The sequence below is a fragment of the Mesorhizobium sp. M7A.F.Ca.US.014.04.1.1 genome (genome assembly GCF_003998745.1).
In the GTDB taxonomy this organism is placed as follows: domain Bacteria; phylum Pseudomonadota; class Alphaproteobacteria; order Rhizobiales; family Rhizobiaceae; genus Mesorhizobium; species Mesorhizobium ciceri.
The window spans coordinates 1-15399 of record NZ_RZRW01000075.1 but is presented as its reverse complement, the minus strand read 5'-3'; the positions used below and the strand labels follow the sequence as shown (position 1 = coordinate 15399).

Sequence of the window (15399 nt, the reverse complement as noted above, 5' to 3'; positions counted from 1 at the left end):
GATCGAACCGTAGCCGAGCGCCAGCCGCGGCGGCTGGTCGTCCGGCCAGATCGAGGCGAGGAACGGATTGACCACGGTGAACAATTGGACGAGCGCGACCAGAGTCGAAATGCCGATCACGACGCCCGGAACGACGATCGCGGCGCCCAGAAGTGCGTCGAAGACCGCGCGGGTCCGCACGCCGACGCGCGCCAGGCCGAGTGCCGCCGCGGTGCCGCACAGCGCCGCCAGCAAGGCGCTGGTGGTGGCGATGAACAGGCTGTTCTTCAGCGCTTCGACCAGGAACGGGTTCGCCAGTGCCTTGCCGTACCATTGCACCGAAAAGCCGGTGAACTCGCTGGCATGGTGGCCGGCGTTGAAGGAAAACAGCACCACCAGCGCGATCGGCAGATAGAGGAAAGCGAACACCGCAATGACGAAAGCCCGCATCAGATCAGATCCACCCGGCGCGCGCCCGAAACTCGGGTCGAAATGCGGTTTGCGGCAATCAGCACCTCCACCGAGACCAGCACCAGCGTGATGGCGATGGCCGATCCGAACGGCCAGTTGCGCGATTGCAGGAACAGGTCGACCAGCGCATTGCCGATGAAGAACACCTTGCCGCCGCCAAGCAGCGTCGGGATCAGATATTCGCCGAGCAGCAGGATCATGACCAGCGAGAAGCCGGTCATCACGCCCGGCAACGACAGTTTCAGGGTCACGCCCAGGAAAGTCGATAGTGGCGTGGCGCCGAGATCGGCGGAGGCTTCCAGCAGCCTGCGGTCAAGCCGTTCGAGGCTGACATAGATCGGCAGGATCATCAACGGCAGGTAGCCATAGACGATGCCGAGCAGCACCGCGCCCGGCGTGTTGATCAGCCTGACATCCTCGATGCCGACAAAGGCGAGCAGCGCCGGAATGCCGCGCCCGCCCAGAATGTACATCCAGGCATAGGTCCGCATCAGCAGGCTGGTCCAGAACGGAATGACGACCAGCGCCAGCAGGATCAGCCGCCAGCGCTGCGGCGCGCGCAAGGCGAGATAGTAGGCAACGGGATAAGCGACGAGAAGGCAGGCGAGCGCTCCCACCGGCGCCAGCACCATGGTGTTCCAGAAGGCGGTCGCCCGCGCCGGAAGATTGGCATATTGCGCCAGCGTAAAGGCGGCCTGATAGCCGCCTTCCGGTGCGCGTTCGCCGACGCTGAACACGGCGATGGCGATGAACGGCAGCACCAGGAACACCACCAGCCACGCGGTCGCCGGACCGAGCAGCATGGCGGTCAGAAAATTCCTGCGAAGACGGCTGCCGTGCATGGAAAGATTGCCCCGGTGCCGGCGGGCATAAACCCGCCGGTCAAATTATCTGAGTCGAATTTGAGGCCGTCGCTCAGGCCGACTTGAAGCGCGCCATCAATTCGGCGCGGCCCGGATCGGTCAACGTTGCCGCCGCGCCGAATTCCAGCGGCGTCAACAGGTCGGCTGCCGGATAGAGGATCGGGTTGTCGAGCACCTCCTTGGGCAGCAGCTTGTTGACGCGCGCATCGGTCGACGGCGCACCATTGGCCAAATGCTCCTTCACCGCCACCTGCGGATTCATCAGGTAGTTGAGCAGCGCGTAACCGGCGGGCTTGTTCGGCGCGTCTTTCGGAATGGCATAGAAATCGGTCCAGATCTCGCCGCCTTCCTTGCCCAGCACATAGGCGATCTCGGGAATGTCGCGATGCAGCTGCGCGCCGTCATTCGTCCAGCACATGGTCATCCACGCGTCGCCGGCGCGCATCCCCGGCTGGTAGTCGGAGGAGACCGCGAACAGATGCGGCTTGACCTTCAGCAGCAGCTCCTCCGCCTTGGCCAGTTCGTCCTGCTTGAGCGAATTGAACGAGTAGCCGTAATATTTCAGCGCATTGCCGATCGTGGTCAGCTGGTAGTCATGCACCATGGTGCGGCTGTCGCCTTCCGCCATGGCGGTGTCCCAGAACTCCTTCCAGCTCGTCATCGGCTTGGTCAGCTTCTTGGTGTTGACGGCAAAGCCGGTGGTGCCCCAGTTCTTCGGCACGGCGTAGATCGTCCCATCGATCGTGCCCTCCGAGGTGAAGCGCGGATCCTCTTGCGAGCCGTCGAAATTCGGCAGCTTCGCCATCTCCAGCGGCTCGATGATGCCGAGCTTCTTGTAGGTCGAGATCGTGTAATTGGTCGGCACGAACAGGCTCCAGCCCGAGGCCCCGGCCTGCAGCTTGGCCAGCATCTCCTCATTGGAGCCGAACACGTTGACCTCGACGGCAACGCCGGTGTCCTTCTTGAAGTTCTCGAAGGTCGCCGGGTCGTGATAGTTCGGCCAGGTGGCGATCGACATGCGGTCGCCAAGGCTTTCGGCGGCAAAGGCTGGTGTCGGCATGATGCCGATCTCGCGCGCCATCACCGCCGTGGCAATGCCAAGGCCGGTGAGGCCGAGGAAGTCGCGGCGGCCGATCGAGCCGCGCTTCAAACGCATCAGCTGGTCGACGAAATTCTCAGGGCTTATCGGCAGTCCGTCACGATATGATTTCGACATGTTTATCTACCCTCTGGTTGGCCCCGTTGTTCTTGGTCTCCGCAAACGCCAGCGGCGTTCCGGAGGCAAAGCCGATGGCGACGGGTTCACCCGGCTTGAAGAGGTTGCCGTGACCGATCAGGTGATCGGCTTTGGCCAGCAGCGTTCCGATGCCCTTGACCTCGATCGCGTATTCCGCCGTCGAGCCCAGGAATATCCGGTTGCGGACGATGCCCTTGAATGGGCCGCTTGCCTGGGCGCCGAGACTGAGCGATTCAGGACGCAGGCTGACCGAAACGACCTCGCCCTGCTGCAAAGCGGTCCGTTTGCGCGCCGCAATGACGGTGCCGTCGGCAAGCGCCACCTCCACCAGATCGCCCGAATGCCCGGCGACAGTACCGCTCAAGAGATTGGTCTTGCCGACGAAATCGGCAACAAACAGGTCGGCCGGTTCGTCATAGATCTCGCTCGGCTGCCCGAGCTGGACGATGCGACCGCCATTCATGACGCAGACGAAATCGCTCATCGACAGCGCTTCCTCCTGGTCGTGCGTGACCAGCACGAAGGTGATGCCGATCTCGCGCTGCAGGTTCTGCAGCTCGATCTGCATGTCGGTGCGCAGCTTCTTGTCGAGCGCCGCCAGCGGCTCATCGAGCAAGAGCACCGCCGGCTTGTTGACCAGGGCGCGGGCAAGCGCCACACGCTGCTGCTGGCCGCCCGACAGTTCGTGGATCTTGCGGCGGCCATAGCCGGCGAGCCGCACCATTTCGAGCGCCTCGCCCGCCCTTGAGGCGATCTCGCGCGAAGACAGCCTTGGCCGCGCCTGGCGCAGCCCATAGGCGACATTGTCCTCGACATCGAGATGCGGAAACAGCGCGTATTGCTGGAACACCATGTTGACCGGCCGCCGGTAGGGCGGCGTGCCGGCCATGTCCTGGCCGCGAATGAACACCTGGCCTTCGCTCGGCTGTTCGAAGCCGCCGATCATGCGCAGGCAGGTGGTCTTGCCGCAGCCGGAGGGACCGAGCAGCGCGACAAAGGCGGAGGGCGGGACAGCGAGATCGATGCCGCTGACCGCGGTCACCGCGCCATAGCGCTTGGTGACGCCGCGAAATTCGATGTCGGGCACTGCGGTCAAGGCTGATGGCTCCAGCAACAGGGCAATATCGGAACGCTACCAGAGCCAATGGCGGCTAGTATATACCTCTCAGGTGGTATATCTGATCTATTTTCTCGTTTAAGGGGGTATGCATTGTCCCGCAGCGACGAATACAGCCGGCTCGCCACGCTCGTCGCGACGACGCGGGAGACCAGCGGCGATCTCTTTGGCCAGGCGCTGGTCGAGTGGCTGCGGCAGCACGTTAGATTCGACCACTGCGTGATCTTCGGCTATCGCGGCGCCTCGCGCCCGCCGCTGCTGTTCGAGACCTTCTCGCCCACCGAGAGCCATGTGTTCGTCGCGCTCTATCAGGAAGGGCCGTATCTGCTCGATCCGTTCCATCACGCTGCGGTCGAGCGCAAGGAAGGGTTCTGGCGCATGCGCGAGCTGGCGCCGGACCGTTTCTATGCCAGCGAGTATTTCCGCTCCTATTACAGCCAGACCAGGCTGGCCGAGGAGGTCGGCTTCTTCGTGCCGCTGCCGGGCAAGGATGCGCTGGTGTTGTCGCTGATGCGGCTGCGCGCTTCAGGCCCTTTCGGCACCGCCGATGCCAGATTGCTGCGCGACATGGCTCCCGCGGTGATCAGCTTCATCAGGTTGCGCTGGCCTGCTCTTCCGGCCGACGAAACGGCGGAAGCGAAGCAGGACGAGACGGCCGCTATGGTCAACGAATTCGACCGCGCCCATATCTGGCAGAGCCTGTCGCTGACGCCGCGCGAAAAGCATGTCGTCGACCTGGTGTTGCAGGGGCATTCGACGGAGTCGATCGCCCGCGCCATGCGCATCGTGCCGGGAACCGTGAAAGTCCATCGCCGCAACATCTACCGCAAGCTCAAGATCAAGTCGCAGGCCGGCCTGTTCGCGCGCTTCGTCGAGATCATCGATGCACGGATCCGGTAGGCTCTCTAACCGCCGGCTTCCCACGACCCGGTCTCGGCCATCCGCTTCAGCAACGGCGCCGGCTTGAACACATCCTTGCCCGTCCGTTGATGCCAGTATTCGAGCCGCTCGATGATCCTGGCCGGACCTTCAAGGCCAACCCAGAACATCGGTCCGCCCTTGCCGATGGGAAAGCCGTAGCCATTGACCCAGACGACATCGATGTCGGACGCACGGGCCGCTATGCCTTCCTCCAGGATCTTGGCGCCCTCGTTGATCAGGGGGTAAAGCGTGCGCTCTACGATTTCCTCCGCACTGATCGCACGCGGTGCGATACCCTTCTCGGCGGCCTTGTCGCGGATCAGCGCTTCAACCTCGGGATCCGGCACTGGCGTGCGCGCGCCAGCCTCATAGAGGTAAAAACCCCGGCCGGTCTTCTGGCCGAAACGTCCTTGTTCGCACAGCGTGTCGGCGATCACGGCTTTCTGGCCGCGTGCCTTGCGGTTGCGCCAGCCAATATCGAGACCGGCGAGATCGCCCATTTGGAACGGCCCCATCGGCCAGCCGAAATCGGTGAACACCTGGTCGATCTGGCTGGGCGTTGCGCCTTCCAGAAGAAGCGCTTCCGATTCCGAGCCCCGCGCGGCAAGCATGCGGTTGCCGACGAAGCCGTGGCAGACGCCGACCACGACGGCCACCTTGCCGATCCGCCTCGCCAGGTCGACTGATGTCGCCAGCGCATCGGGCGCGGTCTTCTCGGCGCGCACGATCTCCAAGAGCTTCATGACATTGGCCGGCGAAAAGAAATGCAGGCCGAGCACATCCTGCGGCCGCGAGGTCGAGGCAGCGATTTCGTTGATGTCGAGATAGGAGGTGTTGGTGGCCAGGATCGCGCCGGGCTTCGCCACGGCTTCGAGCTTGCCGAACACTTCCTTCTTGACCGCCATGTCCTCGAACACCGCCTCGACGATCAGGTCGCAATCGGCGAGATCGGCATAGTCGGTGGAGCCCTTGAACTGGGCGAGCCGCTCCCGCTTGGCGTCGTCGCTGAGCGAACCGCGCGTGACGGAAACCGAGTAGTTCCTGTCGATGGTCGCCAAGCCACGCTGCAATGCCTCACGGCTGGTTTCCAGCAAGGTCACGGGATATCCGCCATTGGCGAAGGCCATGGCAATGCCGCCGCCCATCGTACCGGCACCGATGACGCCGACGCGGGCGATCCTGCGCTTGACGACGTCTTTTCCTGGAAGCTTTGTCGCCTCACGTTCGGCGAAGAACAGATGGCGCTGCGCCCGCGATTGGTCGCTGGCGACCAGCTTGACGAACAGCGCACGCTCTGCCGCCAGTGCCGCATCGAACGGCAGCGTGACGGCATTGCGCACCGACTGCGCACAAGCGATCGGCGCCTCGAGGCCGCGCGCTTTCCTGGCAAGATCCGCAGCCCCGGCGTCGAACGCCGCGAGATCAGTCTGCTTGAGACCATCATTGCGATCGCGCACCGGCGTGAAGGGACCACCCTTGCGGGCGATTTCCCCAGCGAAGTTCACGGCATGCGTGGTCAGATCGCCTTCGAAGACGGCATCGACGAGACCGGCGGCGTGCGCCTCGGTCGCGCCGATCGGCGCACCTGAGACGATCATCTTCAACGCCTTCACCGCGCCGACAAGGCGCGGCAGCCGTACCGTGCCACCGCCACCCGGCAGCAGGCCGAGTTTGACTTCCGGCAGGCCGAGCTTGGCGCCGGCATCGGCAACACGGAAATGGCAGCCCAGCGCCAGCTCCAGCCCGCCGCCGAGCGCGGTGCCGTGGATGGCTGCGACCGTCGGCTTGGCGATGGTTTCCAGCGTCGCCACGATGGCGCGCAGTTCGGGCTGCTGCATCGGCTTGCCGAACTCGGTGATGTCGGCGCCGGCGACAAACGTCCGGCCGGCGCATGCAATGACTATGGCGGCAACCGACGCATCGTCGCGCAATTCGACCAGCGCCTGCATCAGCGGTTCGCGGACATGGAAGCTCAGCGCGTTGACCGGCGGATTGTCGATGGTGACGACGGCAACGTCGCCGTCGCGGCTGACCTTCACAAAATCGGACACGCAAACCTCCCAGCATTATTCAGCGGCCGTGGCCACGCGAACGGGATTTACAGCGCCATAACGTCGAAGGGAACCGGATGTCGGCCTGGCACAATGATTACAGGCCTTGAAGGTGTCTGGGACGACGAAGGCGGAGGCTACCGCAGCGCCTTCTGCCCGCCCGCCGCCGTGATCACCCCGACGATGATCAGCCCCGTCAGCAGCAACCGCACCCCGGCGCTCACCCCAAACGTGTTGAGCATGGTCAAAAGCAGCACCAGGAACAAACCCGCGCCCCAGACGCCGGGGACATTGGCCTTGCCGCCGGCGACCGACGTGCCGCCGATGACGACGACGGCGATCGAGGCCAGCAGATATTCGTTGCCGATGTCGACATTGGCGCCGCGGAAATAGCCGGCGAGCAGCGCGCCGTCGATGCCGCCGAGCGCGCCCGACAGCGTGTAGGTGAGGAAGCGGATGCGGCCGACATTGACACCGGCCAGCCACGCCGCGCGAATGTTCTGGCCGATCGCCAGCACCGAGCGGCCATAGATCATACGCTGCAGCGCGATGGCCGCGCCGACGGTGAACAATACCGTGAGGATCGCCAGCACCGGAATGCCCAGCACCTGCCAGTTGGCAAAATCGGCGAAGCCCGGCGGCGGCTTGATCTGCAGCCCGCGGCCATAGCTGATGTCGATCGACTGGATGATGAAGCTGGCCGATAGCGTGGCGATGATCGGCGGGATGCGCAGCGCCCAGATCAGCAGGTAGTTGGCGGCGCCAATCGCCGCCCCGCAGGCAAGTGCCGCCAAAAGCCCGACCGCGATCATGGAATCGTTGCCGTCCATCACCTTCATCGCGACGGCGCTGGCAAGGCCGATATTGGCCGGCAGCGACAGGTCGACATTGCCTGGTCCCAGCGTGATGACGAACATCTGGCCGACGCCGACAATGACGGTGAATACCGCCAGCGAAAGGGCTGCCGTCACCATGCCACCCCCGCCATAACCGCCGGTGAAGGCGATCGTCGCCAGCCACACCAGCAAGGCGCCAATGAACGACCAGATCCAGGGTTTGGTAAGCAGCGATCTCACCGATGTCATCGCTCACCTCTCCTTGCGGCTGATCAGCACGCGCGCCGCCAGCACGATGATCAGGATGGCGCCGTTGGCGGCCACCTGCCAGTCCGGCGGGATGTGCATGAAGGTGAGCAGCGGCGAGGCGGCCAGCGCCAGCGTCAGCGCGCCGATCACCGCACCGATCGGCGACACCCGGCCGCCGACGAATTCGCCGCCGCCGAGGATGACGCCGGCGATCGCCAGCAGCGTGTAGCCATTGCCGATATTGGCGTCGGCCGAGGTGGTGATACCGATCAGCGCCATGCCGGACAGCACGCCGAACAGGCCGGCGAGCGCAAACAGCACAATCTTGGTTCGGAGCAGCGACCAGCCGGCGCGACCGAGCGCCGCCGGATTGCCGCCCGAGCCGCGCAAGATCACGCCGTAGGAGGTGCGCATAAGGCCGAAATGGACGATGAGGCCGATCAGCAGCGCCGCAATGATCGGGAACGGCACAAAAGGCGGCTTGAACGCCATCAGCCCGAGCAGCCAGTCCGGCGCCTTGCCGCCCGGCTTGGGCAGCACGAGAATGGCCAGCCCCTGCCAGACGAAGCTCATGCCGAGCGTCACCACGATCGACGGCAAATTGCGCAGATGGATCAGCGCCCCGAGCAGCGCATAGATGCCGATCGAGCCGAGCAGTATGGCGACGCCGATCAGCGGAGCGTCCTTCAGCCAGGTCGCGGTGACGCAGCCGACGAAACCGACGAAGGTGCCGATCGACAGGTCGAGTTCGTTGCCCGCGATGACGAACATCTGCGCGATCGTCGCCAGCGCGATCGGGATCGCCAGGTTCAGCATCAGGCTGAAGCCGAAATAGCTGATGGCGCGCGGGTTGAGCCAGGCGATGGCGATGAGCACCAACGCCAGCGACAGCGCCGGCAGCAATCCGCGCAGCAGGCGCGCGCGTGCCGCGCTGCCGCGCGCCGCGGACGCCTTGAGACCGTTTTCGAGTGTCGCCGCCGTCATCTCAGGCCGCATCGCCGAAGGAGGACTGGATGATCTTCTCTTCGGTCAACTCGTCGCGACGCAGATTGGCGACGATGCGGCCGTTCTTGAAGACATAGATGTGGTCGCAATTGTCGAGCTCTTCGGTTTCCGTGGTGTACCAGAGGAAGGTACGGCCGCGGGCAGCCTCCTCGCGCACGAGGTCGTAGACCTCCAGCTTGGTGCCGATGTCGACGCCGCGCATCGGGTCGTCCATCAGCACGATCTGTGCATCCGAGCCGAGCGCACGCGCAAACAGCGCCTTCTGCTGGTTGCCGCCCGATAGCGAGAAAATGTTGTTGTTCATATCAGGCGTACGGATGCCGATCTTCTTCTGCCAGAATGCAGCAAGCTCGGCCTCACGCTGCGGCGAGATCAGCAGCCCGCTGCGCAGCCGCGCCAGCGAGCGGATGCCGATATTCTCGGCGATTGACCATTCCGGAAAGATACCGTCCGACTGGCGGTCGCCGGCGACCAGCGCCACCGGCGCTGTCACCTCGATGCCGGCCCGGGCGCGCGTGGCGCCGCGGAAGATCGCCAGCAGCAGATCGGTCTGGCCGTGGCCCGCCAGCCCGGCAAGGCCGATGATCTCCCCAGCGCAGGCGACGAGGTCGGTGCCGTCCTTCTGCGCGGCGGGCCGCGCCCGGACCCTCAGCGGACTGGCGGCGGGCTTGGCGGCAGCGATTTGCGCCGCGATCTTCTGGCGCGCTTCCGCGCCGCCCATCGCCGTCACCAGCCGGTTACGGTCGAAGGCGGTGGCGGCGTCGGCGACAACCACCTTGCCGTCGCGCATCACCACGATGCGGTCGGCGTTGCGCAGCACCTCCCCCAGCACATGCGAGATCAGGATGCAGCTTTTGCCGCCGGCAACGAAGCGGCGCACGAAGGCCAGCAACTGGCCCGCCGTATGCGCGTCGAGCGACGATGTCGGCTCGTCGAGGATGACGAGGTCGAGACGATCCTGGGTGACGGTGAAGGCGCGCGCCACTTCGACCATCTGGCGACGGCCGATCGACAGGTCGCCGACAATGTCCGACGCCGAGATGCTATGACCCGGAAAGATCTCGTCGAGCTTGGCGGCGATCAGCTCGGCCGCCTTGCGCCGCCAGCCGAAGCCACGCAGCGAAGCGTGGTTGATGCGTGTGTTCTCGGCGACGCTGAGATTGGGGCACAGCGACAGTTCCTGAAACACGCAGCGTATGCCGAGCTGCTGCGCGCGCGACACCGAGTAGTTGTCCTCGGTGTCGCCATGCACGCCGATCTGCCCGCTGTCGGGCACCAGCGTGCCCGCCACCATGTGCATCAGCGTCGATTTGCCGGCGCCATTGTGGCCGACGAGCCCGACGCATTCGCCGGGTCCGACGTGAAAATCCACGCCACCCAGCGCGCGAACGGCGCCGAAATGCTTTTCGGCGCCGTTCAGTCTGATGATGTCAGCGTTACCCCTGGGCATGCTCAACGATACTCGCTTGGCGATACGGACGGCAACGCTTGGCCGACACTCACTTGATGTTGGCTTTGATGGCCGCGATCGCGTCTTCCTGCGTGTATTCGTGGCTGGCGACGCCGCCCTTGGGGATCTTTGGCAGCTCGGCCTCGAAATCGTCCTGCGTGAAGGCCAGATACGGCACCAGCAGGTCGTGCGGAATATCGGTGCGGCCGTCGAGCACCTGCTGCGCCACCCAGAAGGCGAGCGATGACACGCCGGGCGCGATCGATGCCGACCAGGTCTGGTAGCCGTCCTTGTCCTTCTGCTCCTTCCACCACTGCAACTCGTCCTGGCGGTTGCCCATGATGATGGTTGGGCGCGGCTTGCCGGCGGCGGCGAAGGCCTGTGCGGCGCCGTAACCGTCGCCGCCCTGATCGACGACGCCGACGATGTCGGGCAGCGACGGCAGGATGGTCGCCACCGCCTTTTGCGCCGTCGTCTGGTCCCAGTCGCCGGTCACCGAACCGACGATCTTGAACTCGGGATGGGCGGCGACGCCTTCGAGGATGCCGGCATGGATGGCATCATCGATCGAGGTGCCGGCAAGGCCGCGGATTTCAAGCAGATTGCCGCCCTTGGGCTGGAACTTGGCCATCTGCTCGACTTCCTGCTTGCCCATGTCCTTGAAGTCGACGACGACGCGGTAGGCGCAAGGCTCGGTCACGGTGCCATCGAAGGAGACGACGGTGATGCCGGCATCGCAGGCCTGCTTGATGGCGCCGTTGAGCGCATCCGGCGAGGCAGCGTTGATGACGATGGCGTCATAGCCCTGCAGGATCAGGTTCTGCACCTGCGCCGCTTGCGTCGGCACCTCCTTGTCGGCGGTGGTGAAGATGTCGGCCGCGCCGACCACCTTGTCGGCGACCGCCTTCTTGGTGACGATGCCATAGCTGTCGAGCATCGCCTGTCGCCAGGAATTGCCGGCATAATTGTTGGAAAAAGCAATCTTCTTGCCACTGGTGTCGGCCAGCGCCGTGCCCGAAGCGAGCATTGCCGCCAGAGCGCCCAGAACGAACAGTTTCTTCATGTCGTTATCCTCCCAGATGTGTTGACTGCTGTATTCCCACCGGCTTTGACCCGGCCTCACTCCCAACTCTGATTTGAGCACGGATTGTCGCGAGCTCAAAACAGTCTCAATCCCGGCACGCGCACCCTGAGCCGGTACAGCGACGTCGACGCGGCAATGTAGAGGCTTTGCAAATCGTCGTCGCCGAAGGTGAAATTCGCGCAATCTTCGGGCGTCCGGATGACGCCAAGAATGGTGCCCGACGCGTCGAAAATGTGGATGCCGCCGGGTCCGGTGCAGTAAAGATTGCCGCGGCTGTCGATCTTCATGCCGTCGGGCGCTCCCGGCCCGTCGCCCTCGGTTGCTGCCCACACCGCGCCGCCATTGAGGTCGCCATTGGCTTCGACGCCGAACACCCTGATGTGCCCGCGTTCGGTGTCGTTGATGAACAGCCGCGACTCGTCCAGCGAAAAGCACAGCCCGTTCGGCTGCCCGAAATCGTCGGCCAGCAATGTCAGCCGGGCGCCGTCGCCATCGATGCGGTAGACGCCCTGGAACGGCAGCTCCTGCGGGCGTGGCACGCCATAGAACTCCCTCCGGCCATAGCCCGGATCGGTGAAGTAGATCGATCCGCCGGTGGCAACGACGATATCGTTCGGGCTGTTGAGCTGCTTGCCCTGATGATGCGTGGCCAGCACGGTCACGCTGCCGTTGGGCTCGGCGCGGGTCACGCGGCTCGTTGCGTGCTCGCAGGTGACCAGCCGCCCCTGGCGGTCCAGCGTGTTGCCATTGGCCTTATGGCTCGGCTCGCGGAACAGCTCGATCTCGCCCTCGGCACTGCAGCGATACATCCGGCTTTCCGGAATGTCGGAGAAGACCAGCCATTTCTCATAGGGATGCCAGACCGGCCCTTCGAGGAAGCCGAAGCCGCTCGCCAGCGTTTCGATCGGCGCATCGCCGACGACATCGTCGAAACCGGAATGGCGCGCACGCGCCGGCACCGACATCATCGGCTCCCGGCGCGAACAGCCGTGCTACTCCGCATGGTGACGAATGGCATGAGCGCTTCCCGATACAGTCTTCTTGTTGGGGCAGAGCGTAGGCGCGGTCCCGACGAGCCGATACGGGTCAAAGCGCACGGGCGACTGTGCATTTGCACAGTCGCCCGTGCCTATCGAGCGTAGAATACCGGCGACGTCAGATCAGGGCCGGCGAACACTTCGCAAAAGCGCGGTCAAGGTTGCGCTCGCGCACGCCACCGCCACAAGCACGACCACGCCAGCAGCATTGGACTCCTGTTGTGTTCGAGCTGAGCCGTGCTGCACGGACAAAGGGCTGTGAACCAACCTCTTCAGATCGGACCGGCTGCCGTGGCGAACGGAATAGGCGCGCGTGAACTCGGCGCCGAGGAGGAAAATCTCCGACGAGTAGTAAACCCAGAGCAAAATCACGAGCAGTCCGCCGGCGGCGCCGTACGACGACGCAATCGCGCTGGTGCCGATATACCAGCCGATAAGCGATTTTCCCAATGTGAACAGGGCCGCGGTTCCGACAGCGCCGATTCCCACATCGCGCCATTCCAGGGTTCGATCGGGCAAAACCTTGTAAATGGCGGCAAACATCACGGCGATAAGCACAAACGAAACGACGCCGTTGATCCCGCTGAGTATGATCGTTCCGAACGGCAGATGGGCGTTGATGAAAGCGCCCAGTGCCGAAATCGCAGCGCTTGCGATGAGAGAGACCAGCAACAGGAACCCGAGTGCGGCCACCAACCCCAGACTGGCGGCCCGTGCCCTCACCAGACGCGACAGGGAATTGCCTTGCGGTTCGATCTTCCAGATTGTGTTCAACGACTGCTGCATTTCGCCGAAGACGCCAGAAGCGGCTACCAGCAAGGTGACCAGCCCTATGATCGCGGCCCAGGTGCCGTACAGCCTGCCGGATGCACTTTCCAGCGCAGTCTTGAGGAGATCGGCGCTTTCCGGTCCCATCAGCCCTGATATCTGCGCGGACAAGGCCAATTGTGCGGCATCGTGGCCGAAGACGAGACCAGCAATCGCAACCACGATCAGCAAGATCGGCGCCAGCGAGGTGGCGGCATAAAAGGCCATCGCCGCACCATGGCTGAGCGCATTGTCGTCGATGAAACCGACGACGCTTTCGCGCACCAGGTGCCATGAATCTGCAAATGAGGGTCGCACTTCGGATCCGCAGGCGTTGAGTTGGCGTTCACTAGCAATGCGCCGGACCTTCCGATGTTCCGGCTTGTGGCCGCCGCTGTTTCAGTGCTCCGCCAGCCAGGCGTCGAGCCGGTCCTGTTCGCGACGCAGTGCGTCGATGTTGATCAGGCCGCGCGCCATGGCGAGATAGATCGCCCGCGTCCGCGAGTTGAACACGGAAGCATCGCCGGTGCCGTCCTCCGCCGGCACGATGCCGAGCTTGTCGTAGCAGTGCTTGATGCGGCTCTGCGCACCACGGATCGACAGGCCGCGACGTGCCGCGATCGCCCGGTCGGTCAGGCCGAGCGCGATGTCGATCAGGCTTTCATATTCGCCGTCGGTGATGCCCTCGAACTTGTCCTGAACGCGATGCTGGATGCCGCGGATCTCGCGGTCGATGATGCAGTGGCCTTCGCGGAAAACCCCGCGCAGGGCGGACCGCATGCCTTCCTCCGTCGCCGATTTCAGCACATAGCCGTAGACAGAGCCGGGCGGGACGATGCGCGCCACGCCGCGCACATAGGCTTCGTCGGCGAAATTCGACCAGAACAGGATGTGCGTGCCGGCGCGGCGGTTCCAGATCGCCCTGGCAACTTCGATTCCCGTCGCCTTCGGCATCTGCAAATCGAGCACGACATGCAGTGGCTCGCGCTCAGTCGCCAGGTTGATGGCGTCCTCGCCGTCGCTCGCTTCGATCACCTCGACGTCACCGGGCCACAATTGCTCCACCGTCCGCCGCGCGAAGCTACGGTGCAGCCCGTCATTCTCGGCGATCATCACAAGCATCACATGGCCTCCGATACGGCGAGTTCGCCAGGCATTGTTGCAGCCGCCGCCAGTTCCCGTAATGGCTGGCGGTCGATCTCGACGACGACACGGGTGCCGCCGTTCTTGCGGCCGGCCTGGCCGATGCGCAGCCGCGCCCCGATAAGGGCTGCCCGCGTGTGCATATGGCCGATGCCGCCATACGCGGCCGGGTCAACGGCGCCGCAGCCCTGGCCGTCATCCGTCACGATCACCCGCAGCACGCTCGCGGTCGACGCCAGCAGCACGTCGATGCGGTGCGGCGCGGCATGGCGAACGGCATTGTTGATCGCTTCCTGCACGATCCGGTAGAGCGCGGTCCGCACTGGCTCCGACAGGCTGTCGGCGCCGCCGTCGCTGGTGTCGGCGATGCGCACGGCGATCGGCGGCTTGGCCCTGGCGACGCTGCGGTTGAGATGCGCCTCGACCGCATCGCGCAGGCCGAACAGTTCAAGCACGCTCGGCCGGATGTCGTCGACGATGTGGCGCAGTTCCGTCAGGCAGCCGGCGACCTCCTTCTCGAGATCGGCAAGCTGTGCTGCCCGCGCCACGCCCTGGCCGCGAAGTGCCGAGAGCTGGCGCGCGATGCGGGCGAGATCGGCAAGCGTCTGGTCGTGCAGGTCCATGGCCATGCGCCGGCGTTCGCGCTCCATGCCTTCGGTCAATTGCGAGGCGCCGACGCGCAGCAGCTCGACGCGATTTCGCGCCTCGCTCTCGGCCAGCATGGCGCGGCGCGCCTCCTCGGTCTGGATCAGCGCGAAGATGTAGGGCGCGATCAGGTCGGCGCATTGCTGCGCGACCGCGACGTCGGCAAGCGTGTAGCAGTCGACCTCGTGCCGGCTGATGTTGAGCGCGCCGATGATGCCGCCGCGCGCCCTGAGCGGCACGACGATGCGGCTGCGCAGCCTGGCGGCGAAGATCGGACCATCGATAGCGGTGGCGAAATGGAACCGCTCGTCGCTCAGCGCGTCGTCGGCGAGCAGATAGGGGACTTCGCCCCACAGCACCGAGCGGATCGGGCTGACTTCGGTCGGCAGCGGATGCTGGGCAAGCTCGCTCCAGCTGGTGTGGAAGCCGGCTTCGTAACAGGCGTGCCGGCGCCCATCATGCGACAGCACCGCCAGATCCATGTGGTCGTGCGGGATGAGCGAG

At 64.6% G+C, this 15399-nt stretch carries 13 protein-coding genes and 1 pseudogene; 1 reads left to right on the top strand and 13 read right to left on the bottom strand.

Translation table 11 applies throughout. The features are described 5' to 3' along the window. From EOA22_RS07885 to EOA22_RS07870, 4 genes and pseudogenes are all read right to left on the bottom strand, one after another. Positions 1-429 (bottom strand): annotated as a pseudogene (locus tag EOA22_RS07885) (ABC transporter permease); the annotation flags it as partial. Further along, on the bottom strand, positions 429-1292 hold the full coding sequence (locus tag EOA22_RS07880) for an ABC transporter permease (protein ID WP_063169502.1): 864 nt from the start codon (positions 1290-1292) through the stop codon (positions 429-431). The gene EOA22_RS07880 and the pseudogene EOA22_RS07885, both read right to left, overlap by 1 nt. Before the next feature lie 73 nt (positions 1293-1365). Next, positions 1366-2529: a spermidine/putrescine ABC transporter substrate-binding protein gene (locus EOA22_RS07875; RefSeq protein WP_024504752.1), complete on the bottom strand. Its 1164-nt coding sequence runs from the start codon at positions 2527-2529 to the stop codon at positions 1366-1368. After that, the gene (locus tag EOA22_RS07870; protein ID WP_013528932.1) at positions 2510-3646 is read right to left on the bottom strand and encodes an ABC transporter ATP-binding protein; all 1137 of its coding nucleotides are present in this window, start codon (positions 3644-3646) and stop codon (positions 2510-2512) included. The genes EOA22_RS07875 and EOA22_RS07870 overlap by 20 nt, the downstream gene beginning before the upstream one ends. A 114-nt stretch (positions 3647-3760) precedes the next feature. On the opposite strand from EOA22_RS07870, the gene EOA22_RS07865 reads away from it, so the two are divergent. Beyond that, positions 3761-4567, top strand: coding sequence for a LuxR C-terminal-related transcriptional regulator (locus tag EOA22_RS07865; protein WP_024504754.1), 807 nt, complete (start codon positions 3761-3763; stop codon positions 4565-4567). A gap of 5 nt (positions 4568-4572) precedes the next feature. Here the strand turns inward: EOA22_RS07865 and EOA22_RS07860 are convergent, their stop codons facing one another. The 9 genes from EOA22_RS07860 to EOA22_RS07820 all read right to left on the bottom strand — a co-directional run. Beyond that, positions 4573-6639: a 3-hydroxyacyl-CoA dehydrogenase NAD-binding domain-containing protein gene (locus EOA22_RS07860; protein WP_063169503.1), complete on the bottom strand. Its 2067-nt coding sequence runs from the start codon at positions 6637-6639 to the stop codon at positions 4573-4575. 137 nt (positions 6640-6776) lie between these two features. Then, positions 6777-7724, bottom strand: coding sequence for an ABC transporter permease (locus tag EOA22_RS07855; RefSeq protein ID WP_127389912.1), 948 nt, complete (start codon positions 7722-7724; stop codon positions 6777-6779). Between the two features lie 3 nt (positions 7725-7727). Then, positions 7728-8708, bottom strand: coding sequence for an ABC transporter permease (locus EOA22_RS07850; RefSeq protein WP_063169504.1), 981 nt, complete (start codon positions 8706-8708; stop codon positions 7728-7730). Position 8709: 1 nt separating this feature from the next. Next, positions 8710-10179, bottom strand: a complete 1470-nt coding sequence (locus tag EOA22_RS07845; protein ID WP_063169505.1) for a sugar ABC transporter ATP-binding protein — start codon at positions 10177-10179, stop codon at positions 8710-8712. Between the two features lie 49 nt (positions 10180-10228). Next, positions 10229-11242 (bottom strand): ABC transporter substrate-binding protein, encoded by a 1014-nt coding sequence (locus EOA22_RS07840; RefSeq protein WP_013528926.1) that lies wholly within the window; start codon positions 11240-11242, stop codon positions 10229-10231. Positions 11243-11337: 95 nt separating this feature from the next. Continuing rightward, on the bottom strand, positions 11338-12228 hold the full coding sequence (locus EOA22_RS07835; RefSeq protein WP_063170401.1) for an SMP-30/gluconolactonase/LRE family protein: 891 nt from the start codon (positions 12226-12228) through the stop codon (positions 11338-11340). Positions 12229-12423: 195 nt separating this feature from the next. Next, positions 12424-13392: a YihY/virulence factor BrkB family protein gene (locus tag EOA22_RS07830; RefSeq protein ID WP_245441347.1), complete on the bottom strand. Its 969-nt coding sequence runs from the start codon at positions 13390-13392 to the stop codon at positions 12424-12426. 114 nt (positions 13393-13506) lie between these two features. Continuing rightward, entirely contained in the window at positions 13507-14229 is a 723-nt protein-coding gene (locus EOA22_RS07825) for a response regulator transcription factor (RefSeq protein WP_027163049.1), read from the bottom strand. Next, positions 14229-15399 (bottom strand): histidine kinase (locus EOA22_RS07820; RefSeq protein WP_127389911.1); only part of this gene is annotated, 1171 nt, incomplete at its 5' end. The genes EOA22_RS07825 and EOA22_RS07820, both read right to left, overlap by 1 nt.

Coding starts and splice junctions, on each gene's coding strand:
- EOA22_RS07880 (WP_063169502.1), bottom strand. CDS start 1,292: ATGCACGGCAGCCGTCTTCGCAGGAATTTTCTGACCGCCATGCTGCTC.
- EOA22_RS07875 (WP_024504752.1), bottom strand. CDS start 2,529: ATGTCGAAATCATATCGTGACGGACTGCCGATAAGCCCTGAGAATTTC.
- EOA22_RS07855 (WP_127389912.1), bottom strand. CDS start 7,724: ATGACATCGGTGAGATCGCTGCTTACCAAACCCTGGATCTGGTCGTTC.
- EOA22_RS07850 (WP_063169504.1), bottom strand. CDS start 8,708: ATGACGGCGGCGACACTCGAAAACGGTCTCAAGGCGTCCGCGGCGCGC.
- EOA22_RS07845 (WP_063169505.1), bottom strand. CDS start 10,179: ATGCCCAGGGGTAACGCTGACATCATCAGACTGAACGGCGCCGAAAAG.
- EOA22_RS07840 (WP_013528926.1), bottom strand. CDS start 11,242: ATGAAGAAACTGTTCGTTCTGGGCGCTCTGGCGGCAATGCTCGCTTCG.
- EOA22_RS07835 (WP_063170401.1), bottom strand. CDS start 12,228: ATGTCGGTGCCGGCGCGTGCGCGCCATTCCGGTTTCGACGATGTCGTC.
- EOA22_RS07825 (WP_027163049.1), bottom strand. CDS start 14,229: ATGCTTGTGATGATCGCCGAGAATGACGGGCTGCACCGTAGCTTCGCG.